A 21,844-nucleotide genomic window follows, 5' to 3' on the forward strand; every position below is an offset into this window, starting at 1 on the left:
TGTCCAGTCCTCACGGACAGCCCCGCGGCGGCCCCGGACCCGTGCCCGCCGTAGAGCAGTGGGCGGCGCATCGTCGCCCTACTCCCCCAGCGCTGCGGACAGCCGTTCCGTGAGCGTGCTCAGCCTCGCGACGAACCGCTGACGAGTCTTCACCAGGGGTGTCATGCTGCCGGACGTGACGTCATCCGAAGTCTCCGTGCCCTCGGTCACCCAGTTCGTCGAGCCGTCCCAACTCACCAGCGATATCAGACAGAGCCTCGCCGTCTGCTGGGCCTCGGTCGTCAACGGGGGTGGAGCGGTCATCCCTGCGGACTCTCCCCTGCCGCCGATCGCACCGGCGGATGTCGCGGGCGCCGTGGACCGCATCGCGGAACGCCTGGCACCCGAGCACAGCAGACTGCTGGTAGCCACCCTGGACGAGAGGCTCGCGGGATGGCTGCTGGTCCGACGGGAGGGACACCCACTGGAGGCACACTGCGGCGTAGTCAACCACGTACAGACGCAACTCCACCTCCGGCGCCGGGGCGTAGGGTCGGCGCTGATGCGCCGTGTCGCGCAGGTCGCCCGGGAGGAGATGGGCTTGGAACGACTCAAGCTGTCGGTGCGGGCCGGCCTGGCGCTGGAGGACTTCTATCGCGCGTCCGGGTGGTGCGAAGTCGGCCGGTGGCCGGGAGCGCTGCGGTTGGCGCCCGGCGACGACCGTGACGAGGTCCTTATGAGCCTTGCCCTGTAGATCCGGGTGCCGTCAGTCCTTCAGCGCGACGAGTACGGAGCTGTCGCCCACCTGCCACACCGGGGCGACGTGATGGAAACCCGCCTCCCGCAGCAGTTCGGTGTGGCGATGGATGGGGAGGTGGTGGTTGGCCTCATCGTCAGCGGACCGGCGAGTGCGCTCTTTCCTCTGGGCGAAGAGGTCCGCCAGGTCGGGATCGGCTGCCGCCGCCATCCACCAGGACTCCCAGTCCTCGTGGCAATGGCCTCCAGTTCGCTGCGCGCGGCGGTGCCCCACGTGGGCGGTCAGGTGCGAGCAGGGCCCTGCCTCCGGGGGGAAGTGATCGCCGTTGATCAAGGCTCCGCCGGGGCGCAGGAGCCCGGCGAGGGCGCGGTAGGTGCTCAGGAGGGCCGGGGCCGGGAGGTAGTGCAGGGCGGTCGTGGAGACGGCGACGTCCAGACCACGGTCCAGGCGGAGGGCATGGGTCCAGTTCTTCTCTCCGATCACGGCCTCCACGTAGCGTGCCGCGTCCGCGTGGTGAGTGCGTCCCAGTTCCAGCAGCACGGGGTCCATGTCGACCGCCACGATCTCCGCGTTCGGCAGACGGCCGGCGAGGCGGGCCGACAGGGAGCCCGGGCCGCACCCGAGGTCGAGCAGAAGAGGTCGGGGACGGTCGGCACAGAGGTGTTCGACGACGTCGGAGATCACTGTGAAGCGCTCCTCGCGGTCCACCGCGTACCGCTGCTGCTGGTGTTCCCAGCGCTCCACCCACGTCCTGGCAGCTGCCATGCTCAGGCCCATCCGACCGTGCCACCTCTTCCCGTTCCGACCGATTGCCGTTGCCCGCAATCTACATCTGGAAACGGTTATCACTTGTCATACGAGGTGGCGTCACTCCAAGGAAGCGAGTACGGCCAGCAAACGGTCTATCTCGTTCTCCGTGTTGTAGACGTGGAGGCTCACCCGGACGGAACCGTCCTTGCCGCCGGTGTCGTCCACTCCCGCCTGGCAGAGGCTGTCGGCGCGGACCATGAAGCCGTGGCTGTAGAGGATGAAGCCCAGGTCGTCCGACCGGATGTCGCGGTGCCGGAAGGTGACGATGCCGTGGCGGCGTTGCGCGGTGGGCAGTTCGGTGCTGGACGCAAGGCTGGCGGGGCACCCGAGGACGTCGTAGGCGGGCAGGTGGCGCAGTTGGTCTGTCAGACGAGTGGTCAGAGCGGAGACATGGGCGTTGACGCGGTCCACACCGAGGGTGTCGAGCCAGTCGAGGGCGGCCGTCAGGGAGACGGCGCCCACGGTGTTGGGAGTGCCCTGCCAGCCGCCGACCCGCAGGGCCGGGCCCCGGGTGTTGCGCGCCCACACCGCCCCGGTGCCGGGCAGCGCGAATGCCTTGTGGCCGGAGAAGACGACGAAGTCGACGTCTAGCGCCGGGTCGTCGAGCCGGAGCGGGAGGTGGCCGACGCTCTGGGCGGCGTCCAGGCAGATCGGCACGTCGGGGCCGACCGCGGCGCGCAGGCGATGGACGTTCATGTCACCGCCGTACACGTGGTGGACGTGCGTGGCGGCCACGAAGCGGGTGCGCGGACCGACGACCGAGGAAAGTGCGCGATGGTCGTAATCGCCGGACGCCTCCTGGTACGGCAGGGGACGCACCCGCACGTGGACGCCGCGCGCGGCGAGGAGATCCTGGGCCTCCAGCCATGGGGCGAGGTTGGCCCGGTGGTCGGCGTACGGGACGAGGATCTCGTCGCCGTCGGTGAGGTACCCGGTGAGCCAGTCGCGGGCCACGCTGCGCAGGCCCTCGGTGGTTCCGCTGGTGAGGTGGACGGTGGAGTGGCCGGGTGCCGGGTCGCCCAGGAACTGCGCGACCCGGCGTCGGGCCCGCTCCACCGCCTCGGTGGTCCGGTTGGCCCAGGGATAGGTTCCCCGGCCGGCGTTGGCGTTGGACGAGGTGAGATAGGTGTGAACCGCGTCGAGGACGGCCTGGGGCTTCTGCGAGGTCGCCGCACTGTCCAGGTAGGCCAGTTCCGGGTGGGCGGCGATGATCGGGAACTGCGCGCGTACCGCCCGCTGCCAGGCATCGTTGCGCTCGTGGTCTCCTGCACTCACGGGTTCACTCCCTGACCAGCGGCGCGTCCGCGTCCCGCCAGGCGACGACGCCGCCCGCCAGGCTGCGGACGTCCGGGTGGCCCATGCGGGTCAGCAGCGCGGCGTAGCGCAGTGACTTCTCCCCCACGGGACAGGCCAGCAGCACGGGCGTCCGCTTGCTGAACGGCAGACCGGTGCGCACCAGTTCGTCGAAGAGCTCGTCGACCATGTTGACCGAGCCCTCGATGTGCGAAGAGGCGTAGGCGTGAGGGCCGCGCAGGTCCACTACGAGCGGTCGGGGGTCACCCTCGGCCATCCAGCGCCGGGCCTCGTCGACGCCTACCGTCCGGGCATGAGCGTGCACCTCACTGTCGGTGAGTGTGGTGACGGAGTGCCCGCGGCGGGCCACGCCCAGCAGTTCCGGTCGGCGTGCGCGGACATAGCTGAGGTAACTCTCGGCACGGTCGCAGACGATGAAGACGGCGGTCTGCCTGGTTCCGGTGCCCGCCAACGACGCGTCGGCGGCAGCCAGTTCCCGGATCGCACCCTGGTACGCGGCGCCCCCGGTCGGGCCCGACAGCAGTCCGCAGCGGCGAATGAGGGTCACCATGCCGTCGACGGCCTCCTGAGAGGTGACCGGCGTGAGGGAGTCGTACGTGGCCGGGTCGAAAAGGCCGACCTGATGGACCTCGTCCAGGGTGCGGATGCCGGGGATGAAATCACCCTTGCCGGCGACCAGTCCGAGGACGCGCACCCGCGGGTCGTGCTCGCGCAGCACCCTGGCGACACCGGTCGAGGAACCCGCTGTGCCCACGCAGGCGACGAACCAGTCGGGGGCTCGTCCGTCCAGGTCCTTGACGATCTCCGGCCCGGTCCCGGACGCATGCGCCTCCACATTTCTCGGATTGAAGTACTGGTCGGTGTGGAGATAAGTGCCCCCGGGCTCGATGAGCGCCTGGTGGAAACGGGTCAGCGGGTCGTCGGTGTCGGTCGGGTCCAGACACTCGCTCTGTCCCGGCAGTTCCTCGATCTCCGCCCCGAGGAGCAGGAGCAGCTCCTTGATCTCGGGAACGCGCATCCGGTTGGTGACGCTCTTGAACTTCAGCCCGTGGATGCCGGCGAGGAGCGCAAGGGCCTTGGCGGTGTTGCCGCTGGAGAGTTCCACGACCGTGCCGTCTCCGCCGGCCGCGTCCTCCAGGAAGGGCCGGGCCATGTTCCAGGCGGGTCTGTCCTTGACCGAGCCGAAGGGATTGAGCATCTCCAGCTTGGCGTAGAGATCCGTGTGGCGCAGCCCGTGCACGGCCGGGTCGATACGGACAAGGGGGGTGTTACCGATGACGTCGGTGATGTTGTCGTATCTCAAGACGGCACTCCCTGCGGTTCGCTGAGCGGCCAGTAGTCCTCGTCGGGGCACCAGCGCCAGGCACCGTCCTCAGCGGTGACCGCCACCGTCCTTGCGGTGGGCTGGCGCTGGGCGCGGTGGGCGTGAAAGTCCATGGCGTATCCGGCCGTGTTCACGAAGGCCAGCAGGTCGCCGGTGCGCGGCAGGCGCGGAAGGTACACCAAGCGACGGGTGATCAGATCGGCCTCCAGGCAGAGGTTGCCGACCAGATACACCCCGACGGCCTCTCCGCCGGCCCGGTCGCCGTCGCCGCGGCGGGGCAACAGGACGGGGTCGACGAGTACTCCGTGCTCTTCCAAGCTCATGTCGCCGGCGTTCATGGCCAGGCGTACGAGGTGGCGGCGGGGGTCGTCGCCGGTGGGGCGGACGTCCACGACCTTCGCCAGGGAGAGCCCGCACTGGTCGACGAGGGCACGCCCCGGCTCGATGTGGAGGTCGTCCAAGTGCTCGAGCAGCAGGGTGGCGGGGGAACGACCGAGGACGGGAGCGGGCCGGGTCAGGAGGGTTTCGAGGTAGTCGGGACCCGCGACGGGCCGGTGGGCCGGATACAGGGCCGCCGTCCCGCGAACCGTCCCGCCCTCGTTGCGCAGTCCGTACCCGTGGCCTCGCCAGGTCAAAGGCGGTCGCGCGCCGAGCACCGCCTCACTCAGCGCGGTGGTCCACCGCTCCCACTCGCCGGCGTCCGCGACGTAGCAGACCCCGAACCCGCCTCCGATGTCGACCGCCCGCGGCGTGAGTCCCCTGGAGCGGCACTCGTCCATGACCAGCACGCAGCGTTCGAGTGCCCTGGCCTTCTCGTCCAGCGCCGTGGTGTCCACGTGGTAGGAGACCCCGGCCAGATCGACGTGTTCGCGGTGGCGCTCCAGCGCCTTCCACAGCTCGTCCGCTTCGGCCACCGGAGTGCCGAAGCGGCTGCGGCGCGAGAGCATCCGCGTGCCAGGTCCTGCGTAGGCACCGTCCGCCTCGAACTCCGAGAGCCGCACCAGGATGTCCACCCGGCCGAGTCCGTGCGTCCGTACGAGGTGCGCCAGCCGCTCCAGCTCGCCGGGTGAGTCCACATTGACCGTGGCCGCCACCCGGGCCGCCAGCCACAAGAACTCCTGGTCCTTGGGGCCGGTGGCCATCACCCGGTCACCGGTGAAGCCGCAGCTCAGCGCGTGCCGTAACTCACCGAGCGAGGCCACGTCGATCCCGACGACGGCGGGGTCGCAGGCAGCCAGCCTGCGGACCAGGGCGCTGGAGCGGTTGGCCTTGTGGGCGAAGTACACGCGGCCCGCGAGGTGATGGCGCCGTAACACGGACCGGAACCGGTCCGCGTTGTCGGCGACCACCTCCGGCAGCAGGACGTTGAGCGGCGAACCAAGCGCATCGCACAGGGCATGCAGGAACGGTGCGTCTTGGAGGAGAGAGGCGAGCGGCGGATCCGTCCGCGGCCTCAGGTACAAGGACTGTTCTGGCATGGCGTCCCCCCACTCGACCGGCCCTCGCACGTCTGCGCGACGGCCGCACAGCAGTAGTCGTTTCCCGTTACACACGCCGCTAAGCCATGCAAAAGGGCCGACCCGCGCAAGGTCGAGGGTGAGGTCACACCGCCCGCTTATTGAGAATGATTACCGTATCTATTAGCTTTGTCGTGGCCACGCAGAGATCTGATGGTGACGTTGTCATCGTCGCGTGGAGCCGCGCGCGGAGCGCGACCGGGGAACTCACCGACGGGGGCCGCGTACGGAACGGGGAGTTCCCCACCCATGCCGCCCTTCCTGGCGGATGGTGACAACAGCAGATGAGGGGCGATGACATCAAGTAGGCGTTCTGTGCGCGTAGTGGGGGCACTTGCACTGTCCATGGCCGGGCTCGTCTCCGCGGGCGCGGCGTCCGGCACGGGTTCGGTGTCCACTGCCGTACCCGCGGCGTACGCGGCGCCGCTCGCGGCCGATCCCGCGGCGAGCGACGTGGTCGACGAGCGGATCGTCATCGACACCGGGCACGTCGACGCGATCGCGCCGCGCATGGTCGACGGGGAGTTCCGCACCCTCTTCAAGGACAGCAGAACCACCGAGGTCGTCTGGCGCGAGCCACGTTCGGTGATCATGCACCTCACCACCGCAGGCGAACTGACCATTCCGGACGCGGGTTACGACTTCCTCGGAGCACCGGGTGACGTCATCTACATGATCCCGCAGACCCAGAACCCCGAGGTGTTGTGGGCCGGCTGGAGCACCGAGGCGTTCCGGGACGCGGACATCCAGGGGACGTTCGAGCTGAGCCTGAACACGTTGGAGGGACCCGGGCAGCTGCTCATGTTCGACTGGGACATGTTCGGACAAGCGGTGATGAAGTTCGACAGCACGGACGGCGTCGGCGACACCTACCCGGTGGCGGCACAGACGCACGAGCACTCCAACTGGGCCTTCACCGAACCGGGCGTCTACCGGCTCGGGTTCACCTTCTCGGCCACCCTCGCCTCTGGTGAGGTGGTCTCCGACAGCCAGATCTTCACCATGGCGGTCGGCGACGTCGACACCGACTCCATCGCTCTGCCGGGCGACGACGGGGACGGCGGCAACGACGGCGGCACCACTGACGGCGGCCAGAACGGCGGAACCACCGACGGCGGCCAGAACGGCGGCACCACCAACGGCGGAACCACCGACGGCGGCACCACTGACGGCGGCCAAAACGGCGGAACCACCGACGGCGGCCAGAACGGCGGCACCACCGACGGCGGCCAGAACGGCGGCACCACCGACGGCGGCCAGAACGGCGGCACCACCGACGGCGGAACCACCGACGGCGGCCAAAACGGCGGCACCACCAACGGCGGAACCACCGACGGCGGCCAAAACGGCGGAACCACCAACGGCGGAACGACCGACGGCGGCACCACCGGCGACAACGGCACGACGGGCGCCGTGACCGGCGGGGCCACCGACGGCGGAAGCACCAGCGGCGGCACCTCGCCCAACGGCGGGCTCGCCCAGACCGGCGCGGGCCTCGCACTGCCTCTCGGTGCCTCGGGTGCGGCCCTCCTCGTGGTGGGCGCGGGTGCCGCCGTGTACCTGCACCGGCGCAAGCAGCAGAGCGGGCCGGCAGACGGTACGGATCTGCCGACGGCCTCCTCCTGACGGCGGGGGGGGGGGGGGCCCCCCCCCCCCCCCCCCGGGGGGGGGCCCCCCCCCCCCCCCGCCCCCCACCACCACAACATGGCGACGTGCCGGAGAGCCGTCGCCGGAGAAGGACCACCCATCCCATGACTTCACATCAGAGTGCACGGTGGGCCATAGTCGGGGCCGTCGGTTCCGTGGCCCTGGCCGCGGGCTTGTCCCCCGTGGCCTTCGCCGACGCCGGCGACAACGGTGTCCAGCGAGAGGCCGCCCAGCCGAGCGCGACGGCCGGCGTGGTGGTGAGCCTTGAGAACGGACAGGTCGGGCTCGACCTGCGCCAGGAGACGGAGGACGGCGCGCCCGTCCAGGACCGCGCAGGGGCAGACCTGGTCGTCGGCGCCGACACCGCGGCCACCGTCCCGGAAGGGCCCGATCACGCTTTCCTCGGCGAGCCGGGGAGCAAGGTCTGGATCCTGGACGGGCAGCAGGCGGGCGCGGCGGCACCGCACTGGGACACCACCGGAGTTCCGGCGGAACAGCTCGCCGAGGACTCCGTCGAATGGGCCCTCACCGGGATCGAGGGCCCAGGCGATCTCAAGGTCTTCCGGACGCCCCAGGCCGGCACCGAGACGGAGGCCGGGGCGCAGGCGCCCAAGGTGCTCTTCGACAGCACCGACGGACTCCCCGACGCCCAGGCCCTGCGTGCCGCCGACAGAGGTGAGGTCGCCTGGGCCTTCACCCGGCCGGGAGAGTACCGGATCACCTCCAGGGCCACCGCCCACCTTACGACGGGCCGGACCACCACGGCCGACACCGAGTGGACCGTGCGCGTGGAGGAGTCCGCACCGCAGGACACCGTCGCGCCTCCGCCGCTCTCCCAGCCGCCGGTCCCCGCCTCTCCCGACGAGCCTGACGGGGGCGCGGCGACTACCCGCACGCCGAAGGTCCCGCTCCAGGTGCCCGCGGCGAAGGCGGCGGACGCCATCCAGACGCAGAAGGTGGTCATCGACGACGGCCACGTGGACGCCGTCGCCGGGAAGATGGTCGACGGCAAGCTGCGCACCCTCTTCAAGGACAGCCGCAACCCGGCGAACATCGTCTGGCGCGAGCCCTCCTCCGTTGTCCTCCACGTCGACCAGGACGCGATGGAGAAGGTCCCCACCAACAGCGCCTACTCCTTCCTCGGGCAGGCCGGAAGCGACTTCTGGTTGATTCCCCAGGTCCAGAAGCAGAGCGTGGTGTGGGCCGGCTGGAACACCGAGGAGCTCGACTCAGGTGACCTCAAGGGTCCCCTCGACATGAAGCTGACCAAGGTCAGCGGGCCCGGTTCACTGGCCATCTGGGAGACCGCGGGCCTCGGCGGTGCGAAGGTCCTGTACAACACGAAGGACGGCCTGCCGGACACCCAGAAGGTCAACCTGGGCGTGCACGCTCACGGCAACTGGGGGTTCAGCAAGGAAGGCACCTACAAGGTGACCTTCCAGTTCAGTGGAACCCTGGCGAACGGGCAGGCCGCCTCGGACACCCGGACCTACACGTTCGCGGTCGGTGACGTCGACCCGAACACCGTGAACCCGGGAGGCGGCACCGGGGACGGCGGCTCAACCGGAGGAAACGGTACCGGCGGCAGTGCCACCGGTGGGAGCGGCTCAACCGGCGGTTCAACCGGCGGCAGCGGCTCCGGCGGTACGACGGGCGGTGGATCCGCGCCCGACGGGACGTCCGGAGACGGCAGCCTCGCCCACACCGGCAGCGGGTCGGCGCTGTCGCTGACCGCCGGCGCCGGAGCTCTGGTGGCAGCCGGCGGCGGCGCACTCGCCGTAGGCCGCGCCAGGCGCCGCCCGGTGCCGGTGCGCACGGACACCGGCCCGCAGTCCTGAAGCCGGTCGGCGCGGCCGACAGACCGCACGCCCCACCTCCATCCGGCGCCCGGTCATCCCTTTGCCCGGCGCCGGCCCCCTGCCTGTTGGGAGTTGCTCCATCATGCGTGTGCCCAGACCCGTCGTGCGGACAATGGCCGCGGCCGCCGTCCTCGGGATGACCGTCACCGGCTGCGAGGGCCATGCCCGGCCCGCCGCCGACGCCGAGAACCCGGACGCGGCGCTGCGGGTGGTGACCACCACCGAGATCCTGGCCGACCTGGTCCGCGAGGTCGGCGGCGACCGCGTCCAGGTCGACTCGATCGTGCCGCCCGGCGGCGACCCCCACTCCTACGAACCCACGCCGAAGGACGCCGACGCGGTGTCCAAGGCCGATGTCACCTTCACCAACCACATGCTCCTGGAGGAGCACGCCCTCATCAAGACGGTCGACGCCAACGCCCGCAAGGACACGCCCAACGTCTCCCTGGCCGAGGCGTCGGAGACCTACGGCGCAAACGTCATCCCTCTGGTGGAGGACATCGGTCTGGACGTCCTCTGGCTCGGTCTGCGGGTGCGGGGAGAGGGCGAGGAACGGGGCGCAACGCGCTCCTCGGACATCCTGCTCTCCGCGACCGACGTGCAGGGGCCCGGCGAACTGATCGCATATCTCACGGAGTCACTGGGCCAGCCGAACATCTACTTCAACTCGGCGGACGGCTTCTCGGACAAGGACACCACCAGCCTCCCGCCCGCTGCACACACCCACCTGAACTGGGCTTTCACCAAACCGGGCGTCTACAAGCTCAGCCTTGAGGCCAAGCTGAAGAACGGCGACGCCGCGCCGAAGCCGGTGGGCACGGGCACCTTCACCTTCGCGGTCGGCGTCGACCCGCACACTGTCGCCGGCCCCGGCGACACGATCCTCGACGACGGACACACCGACCTGACCGTCAACATCGACTCGGGCAGGATGTCGGCCTTCACCGACCTGCGCACCAAGGGCAAGGAGCAGGAGGAGATCCCGCCGGGCGACGTCGTCATCGACGTACCCAACCGGGCTCTGGAGAAGGTGCCGCAGGAGAAGCGGTTCTCCTTCCTCGGCAGGCCGGGCGCCGACATCCACCAGCTGCCGCAGGCCGTCCTGGGCAAGCACGTCCACGGGGAGATCGACCCGCACCTGTGGCAGGACGTGCAGAACGCCAAAGCCTACGTGCAGTTGATCCGCGACACCCTCAAGAAGGCAGACCCCGAGGGCGCGAAGTCCTACGACGCCACCAGCCGGACGTACGAGAACGAACTCGACGAGGTGGACAGGTACGTCCGCCAGAAGATCGCGGAGATACCGGACGACAGGCGTCAGCTGATCACCACCCACGACGCCTTCGGATATCTGGCCGACGCCTACGGCATGGCCGTCGCCGGGTTCGTCGTGCCCAACCCCGCGCAGGAACCCAGCGCCGACGACATCGAGAAGCTCTCGCGCACCATCCAGAACCTGAAGGTCCCGGCCGTGTTCATGGAACCCAACCTGGTACAGCGGGCCACCGTCCTCAACCAGGTCGCCGAGGACCAGGACGTGAAGGTCTGCATGCTCTACGGCGACGCCTTCGACAAGAAGACCCAGCACTACACCGAGATGATGCGGCACAACGCCGACGAGCTCCGCTCCTGCCTCGGAGGCACGAAGTGAACAGCAGACTCCTGCGTGGAGCGACGACGCTCCTCGCCGCCGTCCTCCTCCTCTCCACGGCATCCTCGCTGCCTGCGACGGCCGACGAGTCACCGACTCCGGGCGCCGAAGCCGAGGCCGCGGCGGAGACCGGAACGGGCCGCACGGTCATCGGTGACGGTCACATCGACATCGGCCCCCGCTTCGACCAGGGCCGCTGGACCGTGCAGATCCGCGACGACACCAGTCATCCCGCCGTCTGGCGGGACACCCGCGACGTCGTGCTGCAGGTGAAGGACACCGCGAAGATCGAGGTGCCGACGGGCGAGGAGTTCGGCTTCCTCGGCAAGCCCGGCGACCAGGTGTGGCTTCTGCCCCAGGTCCAGCAGGAGGGCGTGCTGTGGCCGGGCTGGAACAGCCAGGAGCCCAGGATCGCCACCGAGGTCGAGCGGGAGGTGACCTGGAAGCTCACGGGGGCCGAAGGACCGGGCGATTTCGTCCTGTTCCTCAACGGCAGCTTCGGAACCCCCACCGTGCTCTTCGACGGACGCAAGAAGCTTCCACAGGAGACCGGCATCGAGGTCAACACCCACGTCCACGGCAACTGGGCGTTCACCAAGCCCGGCACCTACCTCCTCGACGTGTCGATGAGTGCCAGAACGAAGGACGGCAAGAGCCACGACAGCAAGCGGACCCTCCAGTTCTCCGTCGGCTCCCAGGACCCGGCGAAGGCGTTCGCCGCCAAGACCTCCGCCGATTCTTCCCCGGTGCCGGACTCCGGGGAGCCGGCAGCGAGCGAGCCGCCGTCGGACGAGTCGTCCGCTCCGCTGTGGTGGGGCATCGGTGCCGCCGCGGCGGTGGCCGCCCTCGCCGTGACCGTCGTGTGGCGACGTGGACGACGTGAGACGGGCAGTACCACACCCGCCTCCCGTGGGGAAGGAGAGGACCAGTGACCGACCACCCCACCAGCGACACACTTGAGGAGCCCGCGCTCGACGTACGGGGAATAGCCGTGGAGCTGGGCGGCCGGCTCGCCCTGGACGGCGTCGACCTCACCGTGCGCACTGGCGAACTCGTCGGGCTGATCGGACCCAACGGCGCCGGCAAGACCACTCTCCTGCGCGCCGTCCTCGGCCTGCTCACCCCGCACAACGGCACCGTCCGGCTGGACGGGAAGCCGGCCGAGAGGACCAGGGGCACCGTCGGCTACGTTCCCCAGCGGCACGAGTTCGCCTGGGACTTCCCCCTCTCCGTGGAGAAGGCCGTACTCACCGGTCGAACCCACAGGATCGGCTGGCTGCGACGCCCCGGCGCCGACGACCGCGCGGCGGTCGAGGAGGCACTGGAGCTCGTCGCCATGACCGATCTGCGCCACCGCCCCATCGGAGAGCTGTCCGGCGGACAGCGGCAGCGCGTCCTGGTCGCCCGAGCCCTGGCACTGCGACCGCGGCTGCTACTGCTCGACGAGCCGTTCACGGGGCTCGACGTGCCCACCCAGGAACTCCTCACCGCGCTCTTCCTGCGGCTGCGCGCACAGGACAAGGCGCTGCTCATGACGACACACGACCTTCCCGCGGCCGCCGACATGGCCACCCGGCTCTGCCTGCTGAACAGGACCGTGATCGCCGACGGTGCGCCCGAGACCCTCAGGGACCCCGCCGTGTGGCTGCGGGCCTTCGGTGTCGCGAAGTCCGACCAATTGCTGACCTCCCTGGGAGTGACCCGATGAGCGCGATCCTCGACTTCGTCACCGGTCCCTGGGAGCACCTCTTCATGCGCCGGGCGTTCGCGGTGGCCGTGATGTGCGGCATCGTCTCCGGGGTGGTCGGGGCCCACGTCGTACTGCGCGGCATGGCATTCATCGGCGACGCCGTGTCGCACTCGGTCTTCCCCGGCGTGGCCATCGCCTTCGTCTTCCAGTTCAACCTGGTCCTCGGCGGGGCCGTGGCCGGTCTGCTCACCGCGCTCGCCGTGGCCGTGTTCTCGCAGAACCGCCGACTCAAGGAGGACACCGTCATCGGCGTGTTCTTCGCCGCCGCGTTCGGCCTGGGCATCGTGATCCTGAGCACCGCCCCCGGCTACAGCGGGTCGCTCGAATCGTTCCTGTTCGGACAGATCCTCGGCATCAGTGACCGCGACGTCGTCACCGTGGCGGTGATGGGGCTGATACTGCTCCTCGTGGCCGGCGCCGTGCACAAGGAGCTGGTCACCGTAAGCCTGGACCGCGAGACCGCCAAGGCTGTCGGCCTGCCCGTCTTCGTCCTGGACATCGTCCTGTACGCGCTGGTCACCGTCACCGTGGTCATCTCGCTCCAGGCCGTCGGCAACATCCTCGTCCTCGCCCTGCTGATCACCCCTGCCGCATGTGCCCGGCTGCTGACCGACCGGATCGGCGTCATGATGCTGCTCGCCCCGGCAGTCGGCGCCGGCGGCGCGGTGGTGGGCCTCTACCTCTCCTACGCCTACAACCTCGCCGCCGGCGGCCTGATCGTCCTGGTGGTCACCGGCGTGTTCGTCCTGTGCTGGCTCTTCGCCCCCCGGCACGGTCTGCTGACGGCACGACTTGGCACGAGAGGACCGGGTGGCAGTCCAGCGCCGGGGCCCGAGGACCGGCAGGCCGGAGAGGACACCCCGCTGGTCGAGCAGGCCCCGGCCCGGTGAGATCGGTGCGCCGTATCGTGCAGGGCCTCAGCGACGCCGCGGTGACACTCGGCGCGCTGATGCTGCTGTTCGCCGTCTACTTGTTGTGGTGGACCAACAACGCGGCGCAGGCGCAGGCACACGAGGAGGTGCGGCGACTCGAACAGGAGTGGCGCCGACCCGGCGGGGTGGACGGGAGCGGCGGCGGGGCGGCCCCATCGGCGCCCGGCAACGGGGCGGGAGCGGTGGCGGACGGGGCCGCGAGCGACGAGGTGAGCCATGCGGACGACACACGGGGTCTCCCCGACGGGCGCCGTACCCCGGCCCGGTCCCAGACCTTCGGGGTCCTGCGTATCCCGGCCATAGGACTGACCGCCCCCGTTGCCGAAGGCACCGACAAGCACCGCGTCCTCGACCGCGGCTTCGTCGGTCACTACGTCGGCACCGCCCTGCCCGGTCAGCAGGGCAACGTAGCCCTCGCCGCGCACCGCAACACCCACGGCGAACCCTTCCGGCATCTCGACGACGTACGTCCCGGGGACATGGTCACGCTGTCCACCGCGAACGGGGACTTCCAGTACCGGATCGAGTCCGCACTGCCCAGTACCAGTCCCGACGACGGCGCGGTCATCCAGCCCGTCCCGAGCAGTGCGGCAAGCCGCCAGGCCGGCTACGACAAGCCGGGCCACTACCTGACCCTCACCACATGTACTCCCGAGTTCAGCTCGCGTTACCGGCTGGTGGTGTGGGGCCGCCTCCTCGAAGGCGGTCGAGGGTGAGCGGCCGGCCGGACGCGGAACGCCCGGCGTCGGCCGCGACGGGTGACGGTGCCGAGACGAACGCCCGGTCCGGCGTCGCGCTGACCGCGCGAAGGGCGTTGGTGCTCGCCGAACTCCGGCGCCTCGGCGGCTTCGCCAGCGTTCAGCAGCTGCACGCGGCACTCCAGGCCCGTGGCGTCACGGTCGGTCTGTCGACCGTGTACCGCACCCTTGCGGCTGCCGAGGCCGAGGATCTGGTCGAGGCCGTGCGCGGCACCGCTCGCCTCTACCGGTACCAGCCGCCCCATCATGTGCACCACCTGCGGTGCACCGTGTGCGGCGACAGCGTGCCCTTCGTCTCACCGGTGCTGGAGGAGTGGATCGAGAGCCTGGGGCCTCGCTACGGGTTCGTCCATGTGCGCCACGGAGTGAGAGCGACCGGAGTCTGTCCCGACTGCGTCGGCGACGGATAGCTCTGCCGGCCCCGGGCGGTACCACCGTTCGGCTGCCCACAAGCGCCGGATCTTGCGGCGTGGCGCTAGAGGCCGCACGTCGTCCTGACCCTGCCCGGTAAGCTCGACCTGCTGCCATCCTTGTGGAGTTGTGGAGTTGTGGAGGCCACGACTGGGTGGCAGCTCACTCGCCGACCGCTTTGAGCCGGGTCCGGTCATGGTCGGTCTGGAAGCAGCCCCGTTCCTCGAGCACATCGGCTGTGTACACCGCACGGTACGACTCTGGGACGGAGACGGACGTGCCGCCTCCGTGACCCTCGCCGAGGCCGCCGCACGCCAGGTGGAGGCGGCCGACACTCTGCTGATCCCTGCCCTCACCGGCACGGACGCCCGACTCCGCCGCGGGGTCGCCACGCTCGCGGTGCGCCTCAACGGTCGTGCGTCGCTGTCGACTTCGACGGATCCCGTCGCAGCCGGCCCCGTCGGTGGCGGCGGGTGGGAGGAGTGGCGTGGACGACTGGAGCCCGTGAGTGTGCCGTTCGCTCGCCGCGGCCGGCACGAGGGTGTGGAGTCCGTGCTGTGGCGGTCCCGGAGACCGCTGCATCCGGGACGCCTGGCGGACGCGCTGGCACCAGTGATGAACGGAGTCGTGCGCAGCCGCGGACACCTGTGGCTGTCCTGCCGCCCGAACGCCGTGATCACCTGGCGTTCGGCGGGAGCGCATCTGGCGCTGCAGGAAAACGGCGAGTGGCTGCGCGACGAGGCACCTGACGCCTGGGCGGCGGCGTCGCCCCAACGGCGCACCCTCGCTTCCTGGTTCTGGGACGACTACTACGGCGAACGCCGGAACGAGATCGTCTTCACCGGAGTCGACCTGGACGCCCTGGACATCCGCTCGGCGCTGGCCGCCGCTCTGCTCACCGACGCCGAACTGGCCCTGGGGGAAGACGGCTGGGCCACCTTCCCCGATCCCCTGCTGAGCACCGACGGCACGGGGTGACCGCCGGGCGGTCCGGGACGGTCTCCAGGAGTCGCGGGCGCCGCCCGGTCGCCAGCGGACCTCAGTTCCCCGCGCGGCGGACGACGAGGACACCGGTGGCGGTGATCGCAGGGAAGAGGGAGGCGAAGGCGTCCCACGGCCCGGCGTTCTCGCGGAGCCGGACCGCCAACCGTGACGCCAGGTGCTGCACCGAGCCGCGCGGCCGGACCGTCATGAACTCCTCAGCCACGACCGAGCCGGGCCGGCACACCGCCGCCATCTCCTCCCAGGCCAGGCGTACGGACACGGCGCGCTCGTGTATCTCCTTGGGGTCGCTGAGCAGTTCCGCGCGGCGACGGTCGTTCTCCGCCGGGTCGAGGCCGTGCGCGCGGGTGCCGGCGAGGGGCTGGGTGCTGACCCGGCCGTTCTCCGCGACCTCCAGGACGGTTTCCGGGCTGAACCCGGCCGCCCGGTAGCCGCCGAGGTCCAGCAGGTAGGAGCGGGCCCGGGGTGTTGGACCGGCGCCCCGCGAGATAGGTCGCGGCGAAGTCGACCGCCGGTGCGGCGGTCAGGGGGACCTTCCGGGAGAGCACGGCCTACTCCAGGAGCCCGGCACGGATGTCCTCGATCGTGCGGGCGACCGCGCCGCCGTAGGCCGCGGTGCCCGCGGTGATGACGCGTTCGGCTGCCTCCGTCGTCGTTGCGTCCGGCGTCGGCTGTTGGGCGGTCTCTTGGGCCAGCAGGTCCGCGACCTTGCGCAGCCATGCCTCGTCCACCGCTCGCACCACGGTCTCCGCCTCGGTGAAGGTCACCTCGACGGCCGGGACCAGGGCGTGCAGCAGCGGGCGGTCCCCGGCGGCTTCGGCGTCGGCGTGCAGGAGGTGGGCGAGTTCGAAGGCCGCCCAACCGTAGAAGTGACGTCCCCCGTCGGCCGCCCCGTGTGTCGCGGACAGGGCGCCGAGCGCGGCGACGAACGCGGTCACCGGCCGGCCGTCGGTGCGGGAGGTCCAGGTACGCCCGGCGGCGCGCGCGGTGACGGCGTTCGCGTGTGCGGTGAGGCTGACTGCGGAGCCGGCCGCGAAGTGCCAGACGCCGCCTTCCGCCTCGTACACCACGTACTGGTCGGCCAAGTGTGCCTGCGCGAGACGGGTGGCGGTGGCCGCGGGGTCGGGGCTGGGTTCCAGGGTGCTCGCGCGCCCGAGAGGCGTCACGGAACGCGCCCAGGAGTCCCAGGTGTTCCGGGGGCCGGTGCTCATCCTGTCGTGCCCTTCCTCTGCTGCCGGGTCCGCCGGATCCGGGTGAATCGGTGCTTCCGGGTGCGGGTTCATGTCCGTGCTCCCTCCAGCCGCCAGCCGTGGGCGCGGGCCCGGCGCTGCCAGAAGGAGGCGTATGTGCCGCCCGCCGTGACCAGGTCCTCGTGCGTGCCGCGCTCGGTGATCCGCCCGTCCTCCAGGACCAGGATCTGGTCGGCGTGGAGGACGGTGCTGAGCCAGTGTGCGATGACCAGCAGGGTCTTGCGGTCGGCGAGGGTGCGCACGGCCTCGGCGAACAGCGCCTCGTTCTCCTGGTCGAGCGCGGCGGTGGCCTCGTCGAGGACGAGGATCGGCGCGTCCTTCAGCAGGGCGCGGGCGATGGACACGCGCTGGCGCTGCCCGCCGGACAGGCGTGCGCCGCCTTCTCCCACCTTGGTGTCCCAGCCGTCGGGCAGTTCCGCGATCACCCGGTCCAGGCCGGACAGGGCTGCGGCCTCCGCCAGTTCGGCGGCGTCCGCGTCCGGGGCGGCGATCCTGACGTTCTCCTCGATCGTGCCGTCGAAGAGGTAGACGTCCTGGAAGACGAGCGAGACGTGTGCGGCCAGGTCGTCGGCGGTGATGTCGCGGACGACCACGCCGCCGATGCGGACGGTGCCCTGCATGGTGTCCCGGAAACGGGCGATCAGCGAGGCGACCGTGGTCTTGCCGGCGCCGGAGGGTCCCACCAGCGCCGTCATGCTGCGCTCGGGCAGGCGGAAGGTCACGTCGTCCAGGACGGCACGCCCGCCGCTCTCACCCCCGTCGTAGTGGAAGGTCACGCCGGTGAACTCCACGCTCGCGTCACGGGGTGTCCGGGGCTCGGCGGGCTGAGGGAAGGGCGGTTCGTCGAGGATGGCGCCGAGCCGTTCCAGGGTGTTGCGGGCGATGCGCATGCCGGCGCCGGCCTCGGCGGCGGACGACACGCTGTCGATCAGGCGGACCAGCAGCACCAGGAGCGCCAGCAGTGTGGGCACGGTGAGCGACCCGTCGAGCTGCCAGGAGACGCCGAGGGCCAGCAGCAGGGCGAAGACGAGCCGGGTGGCGAAGGTGAAGGAGACCAGGCCGGGCAGGCCGCGCGCGATGAGCCGACGGTCGGCCCGCGCCTCGGCCACCAGGGCGTCGTAGCCCTCCGCGGTCCGGCCGAACGCGCGCAGGACCGGCTGGTTGCGGGTGTACTCGAGGACCCGGTCGGCGGACTCGCCGATGGCGGCGTCGCGGCCGAGGTCGAGGCGGCGCATCAGCGACGTGCTCCCCTGCTGGACGGCATAGAGCACGGGTGCGCAGACCAGGAGCACCAGGGCGGTACGGACGTCGAAGAAGAAGGTGGCGACGATCAGAGTCACCGGGGTGAGCAAGGAGCTGATGAACGGGCGCAGCAGGTGGGCCGGCGTGCTCATCACCTGGATGACGTTCTGCCCGGCGAGTCGGCAGAACTCGGCGGTCCGGCCGGCGGTGAACCAGCCCAGCGGCAGGCGCAGCGCCTGGTCGGCCAGCCGCCGGTGCAGCACCCGGGAGAGCTGGGAGCCGACCGTGAACCCGCCGCTGAGAGCGGCGCCCTGGAGTACGGCGTAGACGACCACGCAGCCGGCGAACGCCGCCAGCCACGGCCGGACGTCGGCAGGGTGGGACCCGAGCAGGGCCTTGAGGACGGGCACCAGGAGCGCGAAGGCGACGCCCTGGAGTACGGCCGCCCCGGACTGGAGCAGCAGCAGCCGGTTCAGCGGCCGGGAGCCCTCCGGGCCCAGGACGCGGTAGAGCTGACGGATCATCGTGCGCTTCCCCCTCGGATGTCGGCCCCCGCGCGGACGGGCCGCTGGTTCGGTACGCCGTCGATGCGTCCGGGCCCGTGCCGCTCTGGGCGTCCCACAGCGCGGCGTAGCGGCCGTCGGCGGCCATCAGGTCGTCGTGGCGGCCCTGTTCGGTGACGCGTCCGTCCTCCAGCACCACGATCCGGTCGGCGGAGCGGATGGTCGCCAGCCGGTGGGCGATGACGAGCAGGGTGCGGCCGGCCGCGAGCGCGGACAGGCCGTCCTGGATCAGCGCCTCGGAGTGCGGGTCGGCGTGGGCGGTCGCCTCGTCGAGGACGAGGACGGGCGCGTCGGCGAGCAACGCCCGCGCGATGGACAGTCGTTGGGCCTCGCCGCCGGAGAAGGTGACGGCCGTGCCGAGTTCGGTCGCGTAGCCGTCGGGCAGCTCCGTGATCCGGTCGTGGATGCGGGCGGCGCGGGCGCACCGTTCGACTTCCTCGTCGGTGGCTTCGGGGCGGCCCAGGCGGATGTTGTCGGCGACGCTCGCGCGGAGCAACCGTACGTCCTGGAGGACGAAGCCCACCCGTCGGTACAGCTCGGTGGCGGGGATGTCCCGCAGGTCGGCGCCGCCGAGGGTCACGGTGCCGGCCGTGACGTCGTGGAAGCGGGGCAGCAAGGAGGCCAGGGTGGACTTGCCCGAGCCGGAGGGGCCGACGAGTGCGGTGCCGGGGGCCAGGTCGAGGTCGACGCCGCTGAGGACGTCGGTGGTCCCGTCGTAGGAGAAGGACACCCCGCGCAGACGGACGTGGTGGCCGTCGGGGAGGGCGGGGGTCGTGGGCTCGGGGAGGGTGGGGGCGTCCAGGAGTTCGGTGACGCGTACGGCGGCGGCCTGGCCGGCCCGGATCTGCTGGATGCGGGGGCCGACGACGCCCATGGGGGCGGCGACCGCGGGGCCGAGCAGCAGGAAGGGTACGAGTTCGGCGCCGGTCATCCAGCCCTGGGTGACGAACACCGCGCCGGGTGCGGCCAGGAGCAGCAGGACCACGGCCGGAGTGACCACCAGGATCGCGGCGGTGGAGGTGGCGAGGGTGGAGCGGACCCAGCCGGAGAAGAAGTCGGCGAAGCCCTCGGTGGCGCGGACGAAGCGTTCGTGGGCCTTGCTGCCGCGCCCGAAGCTCTTGAACACGGCGATGCCGGAGGCGAACTCCACGGCGGCGGCGGAGATCCGGCCCACCGCGGCGCCGAACTCCGCCATCTGCGCCGCCGCGCCCGCCATGGCCCGGCTGAACAGGAAGACACCGAGCAGCAGGGGGACCACGCTGATCAGGGCGAGGCGCCAGTCGACGGTGAACAGATAGGCGAGGGTGAGCAGCGGGGCGGTGAGGACGGAGACGACGTCGAGGAGGGTGTGCGCACAGAGGGTGTGCAGCGCGCTCACGTCGTCCTGCACGGCCTGTTTGACCTCGCCGGTGCCCCGGTCGGTGAGCCGGCCGAGCGGCAGCCGTCCGATGTGCCGGGCGAGCCGGCGGCGGAGGGTGAGCTGGAGGTCGTTGTCGGCGAGGTGGGCGAGGGCGCCGGCCGCGGTGCCGCACACCAGGGCGACGAAGCCGGCCGAGCAGGCCAGCGCCACCAGCGGCCAGAGGGCGTCGCCGTCGGCCGGAGAGCCTTCGGTGAGGCGTTCGGCTATGCGGGAGACGGCGATGAACGGGACCACTCCGGCGAGGGCGGCGACGGCCTGGAGGCCGACGGCGACGGCCAGTCGGCCGCGGACGGGCTCGGCGAGCCTGCGCAGCGGGGAGGGCGGGGTGGCGGAGGTGCCCGCGCCGTCGGCGGTGGCGTCCTCGGCTGCCGGGGCCGGGCCGGGCTCGGGCGGTTGTGACTTCACTTGACGAGTACTCCGATTTCGGGGATGGGCCTGCCGCCCGCCTCGGTGATGCGGCGGCTGCCCGTGGCGGGTGCGGCCGGGGTGGTGCTGCCCGGGTGCGAGTGCGCGTCCGTGCCGGTGGCCGGCAGTCTCATGCGGCGCGGGGTGGCACCGGCGGCCGCCCTCACCTTCCTGTCGTCCGCGCCCGCGGTCAACCCCGTGGTGCTTGTCGCCACGTCCCTCGCCTTCATCGGTGAACCGATGATGGTGGTGGCCCGGTTCGCCGCCTCGCTGGCCACTGCCGTGACCATGGGTGGCTGTGGGCACGCTTCGGGCGCCCGGAGTGGCTGCGGCTGCCGACACGGCCCGCCACCGAGGCCGCGGGTTCGCGCGCGGGCGCCTTCGCGTCCGGGCTGCAGCACGACTTCCCGCACGCCGGAGGCTTCCTGGTGGTCGGGGCGGCCGCGGCGGTCACCGTCAACATCACCGTGCCGCGCTCGTTGCTCGACGTCTTCACGGCATCCGCCTGGGTGTCGGTTCTGATTCTGGCGCGGCTCGCCGTGGTGCTGTGCGTGTGCAGCGAGGCGGACGCCTTCGTGGCGGCGTCACTGAGCGGTTTCGGGCCGGTGGCCCAGTTGGCGTTCATGGTGGCGGAGCCGGTCGACTTGGAGCTCTTCGCCCTCCAGGCGGGCACGTTCGGGCGAGGCTTCGTACCCCGGTTCTCGTCCGTCACCTGGGTAGCCGCGGTGACGGGCAGTGTCCTGGTGGGGCGGTGGCTGCTGTGAGGAAGTACGGCTCCGCCCTGCTGTTGCTGCTCGTCGGCGCCTCGGTCTTGCGCGTCTCGCTCTTCAACGACCTCTACCTCCGCTACGTACAGGCCGGGCTGCGGCCCTATCTGATCGCCTCGGGTGCCCTGCTGGCGCTGCTCCGTCTGGTACGGGGCGCGCTGACCGCGCGAGCGGTGCGGGAGGACTCCGCCGACGCCGACGTGCACGGTCGGCAGGACCACGGTCACGCCCACACAGGCGCTCCTCGTGTCGCCTGGCTGCTCGCCCTGCCCGCCGTCGCGCTGCCGCCGGGGTGGGCCTTCCGGCCCTACCCGCGGGCCGCCCCGGCCGGTGCGGACGACCCGTTCCAGTCCATGCGTGACCACGGAAGCGCCAGGTCGTCCGTACCGCGGACCTGCCGTAGGGCCAAGTCCTCGATGCGCGACGCCTCCCCATGTCTGGCGAACACGGTGTCGACGTAGCAGTGTCCGGTGTCGGCGGCGATGA

16 protein-coding genes and 3 pseudogenes are annotated in these 21,844 nt (G+C 71.2%); 12 read left to right on the forward strand and 7 right to left on the reverse strand.

The features are described 5' to 3' along the window. Positions 1-175 precede the first annotated feature (175 nt). The gene (locus ACIHCM_RS33295; protein WP_399904329.1) at positions 176-733 is read left to right on the forward strand and encodes a GNAT family N-acetyltransferase; all 558 of its coding nucleotides are present in this window, start codon (positions 176-178) and stop codon (positions 731-733) included. A gap of 12 nt (positions 734-745) precedes the next feature. Here the strand turns inward: ACIHCM_RS33295 and ACIHCM_RS33300 are convergent, their stop codons facing one another. The 4 genes from ACIHCM_RS33300 to ACIHCM_RS33315 form a co-directional block, all read right to left on the reverse strand. Further along, positions 746-1,513: a class I SAM-dependent methyltransferase gene (locus ACIHCM_RS33300; RefSeq protein ID WP_399904332.1), complete on the reverse strand. Its 768-nt coding sequence runs from the start codon at positions 1,511-1,513 to the stop codon at positions 746-748. A 90-nt stretch (positions 1,514-1,603) separates the two neighbouring features. Further along, positions 1,604-2,821 carry an aminotransferase class V-fold PLP-dependent enzyme gene (locus ACIHCM_RS33305; protein WP_399904335.1) on the reverse strand — a complete coding sequence of 406 codons (1,218 nt, stop codon included), beginning with the start codon at positions 2,819-2,821 and terminating at the stop codon, positions 1,604-1,606. A gap of 4 nt (positions 2,822-2,825) precedes the next feature. Then, positions 2,826-4,163: a pyridoxal-phosphate dependent enzyme gene (locus ACIHCM_RS33310; RefSeq protein ID WP_399904338.1), complete on the reverse strand. Its 1,338-nt coding sequence runs from the start codon at positions 4,161-4,163 to the stop codon at positions 2,826-2,828. Then, entirely contained in the window at positions 4,160-5,662 is a 1,503-nt protein-coding gene (locus ACIHCM_RS33315; protein ID WP_399904341.1) for a Y4yA family PLP-dependent enzyme, read from the reverse strand. Before ACIHCM_RS33315 ends, ACIHCM_RS33310 begins: the two co-directional genes overlap by 4 nt. Positions 5,663-6,025: 363 nt before the next feature. On the opposite strand from ACIHCM_RS33315, the gene ACIHCM_RS33320 reads away from it, so the two are divergent. The 9 genes from ACIHCM_RS33320 (at position 6,026) to ACIHCM_RS33360 (ending at position 15,687) form a co-directional block, all read left to right on the forward strand. Further along, the gene (locus tag ACIHCM_RS33320; protein ID WP_399904344.1) at positions 6,026-7,327 is read left to right on the forward strand and encodes a choice-of-anchor M domain-containing protein; all 1,302 of its coding nucleotides are present in this window, start codon (positions 6,026-6,028) and stop codon (positions 7,325-7,327) included. A 125-nt stretch (positions 7,328-7,452) separates the two neighbouring features. Beyond that, positions 7,453-9,186 carry a choice-of-anchor M domain-containing protein gene (locus tag ACIHCM_RS33325; RefSeq protein WP_399904347.1) on the forward strand — a complete coding sequence of 578 codons (1,734 nt, stop codon included), beginning with the start codon at positions 7,453-7,455 and terminating at the stop codon, positions 9,184-9,186. Between the two features lie 103 nt (positions 9,187-9,289). Beyond that, on the forward strand, positions 9,290-10,858 hold the full coding sequence (locus ACIHCM_RS33330; RefSeq protein ID WP_399904350.1) for an anchored repeat ABC transporter, substrate-binding protein: 1,569 nt from the start codon (positions 9,290-9,292) through the stop codon (positions 10,856-10,858). Then, positions 10,855-11,790: a TIGR03773 family transporter-associated surface protein gene (locus tag ACIHCM_RS33335; protein ID WP_399904353.1), complete on the forward strand. Its 936-nt coding sequence runs from the start codon at positions 10,855-10,857 to the stop codon at positions 11,788-11,790. Before ACIHCM_RS33330 ends, ACIHCM_RS33335 begins: the two co-directional genes overlap by 4 nt. Further along, positions 11,787-12,566, forward strand: a complete 780-nt coding sequence (locus ACIHCM_RS33340; RefSeq protein WP_399904356.1) for an anchored repeat-type ABC transporter ATP-binding subunit — start codon at positions 11,787-11,789, stop codon at positions 12,564-12,566. The genes ACIHCM_RS33335 and ACIHCM_RS33340 overlap by 4 nt, the downstream gene beginning before the upstream one ends. Next, on the forward strand, positions 12,563-13,498 hold the full coding sequence (locus tag ACIHCM_RS33345; protein WP_399904359.1) for an anchored repeat-type ABC transporter permease subunit: 936 nt from the start codon (positions 12,563-12,565) through the stop codon (positions 13,496-13,498). Before ACIHCM_RS33340 ends, ACIHCM_RS33345 begins: the two co-directional genes overlap by 4 nt. 5 nt (positions 13,499-13,503) lie before the next feature. Further along, entirely contained in the window at positions 13,504-14,256 is a 753-nt protein-coding gene (locus ACIHCM_RS33350) for a class E sortase (protein WP_399904362.1), read from the forward strand. Continuing rightward, on the forward strand, positions 14,253-14,708 hold the full coding sequence (locus tag ACIHCM_RS33355) for a Fur family transcriptional regulator (protein ID WP_399904365.1): 456 nt from the start codon (positions 14,253-14,255) through the stop codon (positions 14,706-14,708). The genes ACIHCM_RS33350 and ACIHCM_RS33355 overlap by 4 nt, the downstream gene beginning before the upstream one ends. Before the next feature lie 196 nt (positions 14,709-14,904). After that, on the forward strand, positions 14,905-15,687 hold the full coding sequence (locus tag ACIHCM_RS33360) for a GTP-binding protein (protein ID WP_399904369.1): 783 nt from the start codon (positions 14,905-14,907) through the stop codon (positions 15,685-15,687). An 88-nt stretch (positions 15,688-15,775) separates the two neighbouring features. Here the strand turns inward: ACIHCM_RS33360 and ACIHCM_RS33365 are convergent. From ACIHCM_RS33365 to ACIHCM_RS33375, 3 genes and pseudogenes are all read right to left on the reverse strand, one after another. Beyond that, a pseudogene (locus tag ACIHCM_RS33365) lies at positions 15,776-16,922 on the reverse strand (chorismate-binding protein); the annotation flags it as partial. A 68-nt stretch (positions 16,923-16,990) separates the two neighbouring features. Next, positions 16,991-18,727 (reverse strand): ABC transporter ATP-binding protein, encoded by a 1,737-nt coding sequence (locus ACIHCM_RS33370; protein WP_399904372.1) that lies wholly within the window; start codon positions 18,725-18,727, stop codon positions 16,991-16,993. Continuing rightward, positions 18,724-20,591 (reverse strand): annotated as a pseudogene (locus ACIHCM_RS33375) (ABC transporter ATP-binding protein). Before ACIHCM_RS33375 ends, ACIHCM_RS33370 begins: the two are co-directional and overlap by 4 nt. A 57-nt stretch (positions 20,592-20,648) precedes the next feature. Here ACIHCM_RS33375 and ACIHCM_RS33380 point away from each other — a divergent pair. Together ACIHCM_RS33380 and ACIHCM_RS33385 are read left to right on the forward strand one after the other, a co-directional pair. Further along, positions 20,649-21,355, forward strand: a pseudogene (locus ACIHCM_RS33380) (permease); the annotation flags it as partial. Further along, on the forward strand, positions 21,343-21,819 hold the full coding sequence (locus tag ACIHCM_RS33385) for a hypothetical protein (protein ID WP_399904375.1): 477 nt from the start codon (positions 21,343-21,345) through the stop codon (positions 21,817-21,819). The pseudogene ACIHCM_RS33380 and the gene ACIHCM_RS33385, both read left to right, overlap by 13 nt. Positions 21,820-21,844 lie beyond the last annotated feature (25 nt).

Source organism: Streptomyces sp. NPDC052023, from assembly GCF_044548465.1.
Classification (GTDB): domain Bacteria; phylum Actinomycetota; class Actinomycetes; order Streptomycetales; family Streptomycetaceae; genus Streptomyces.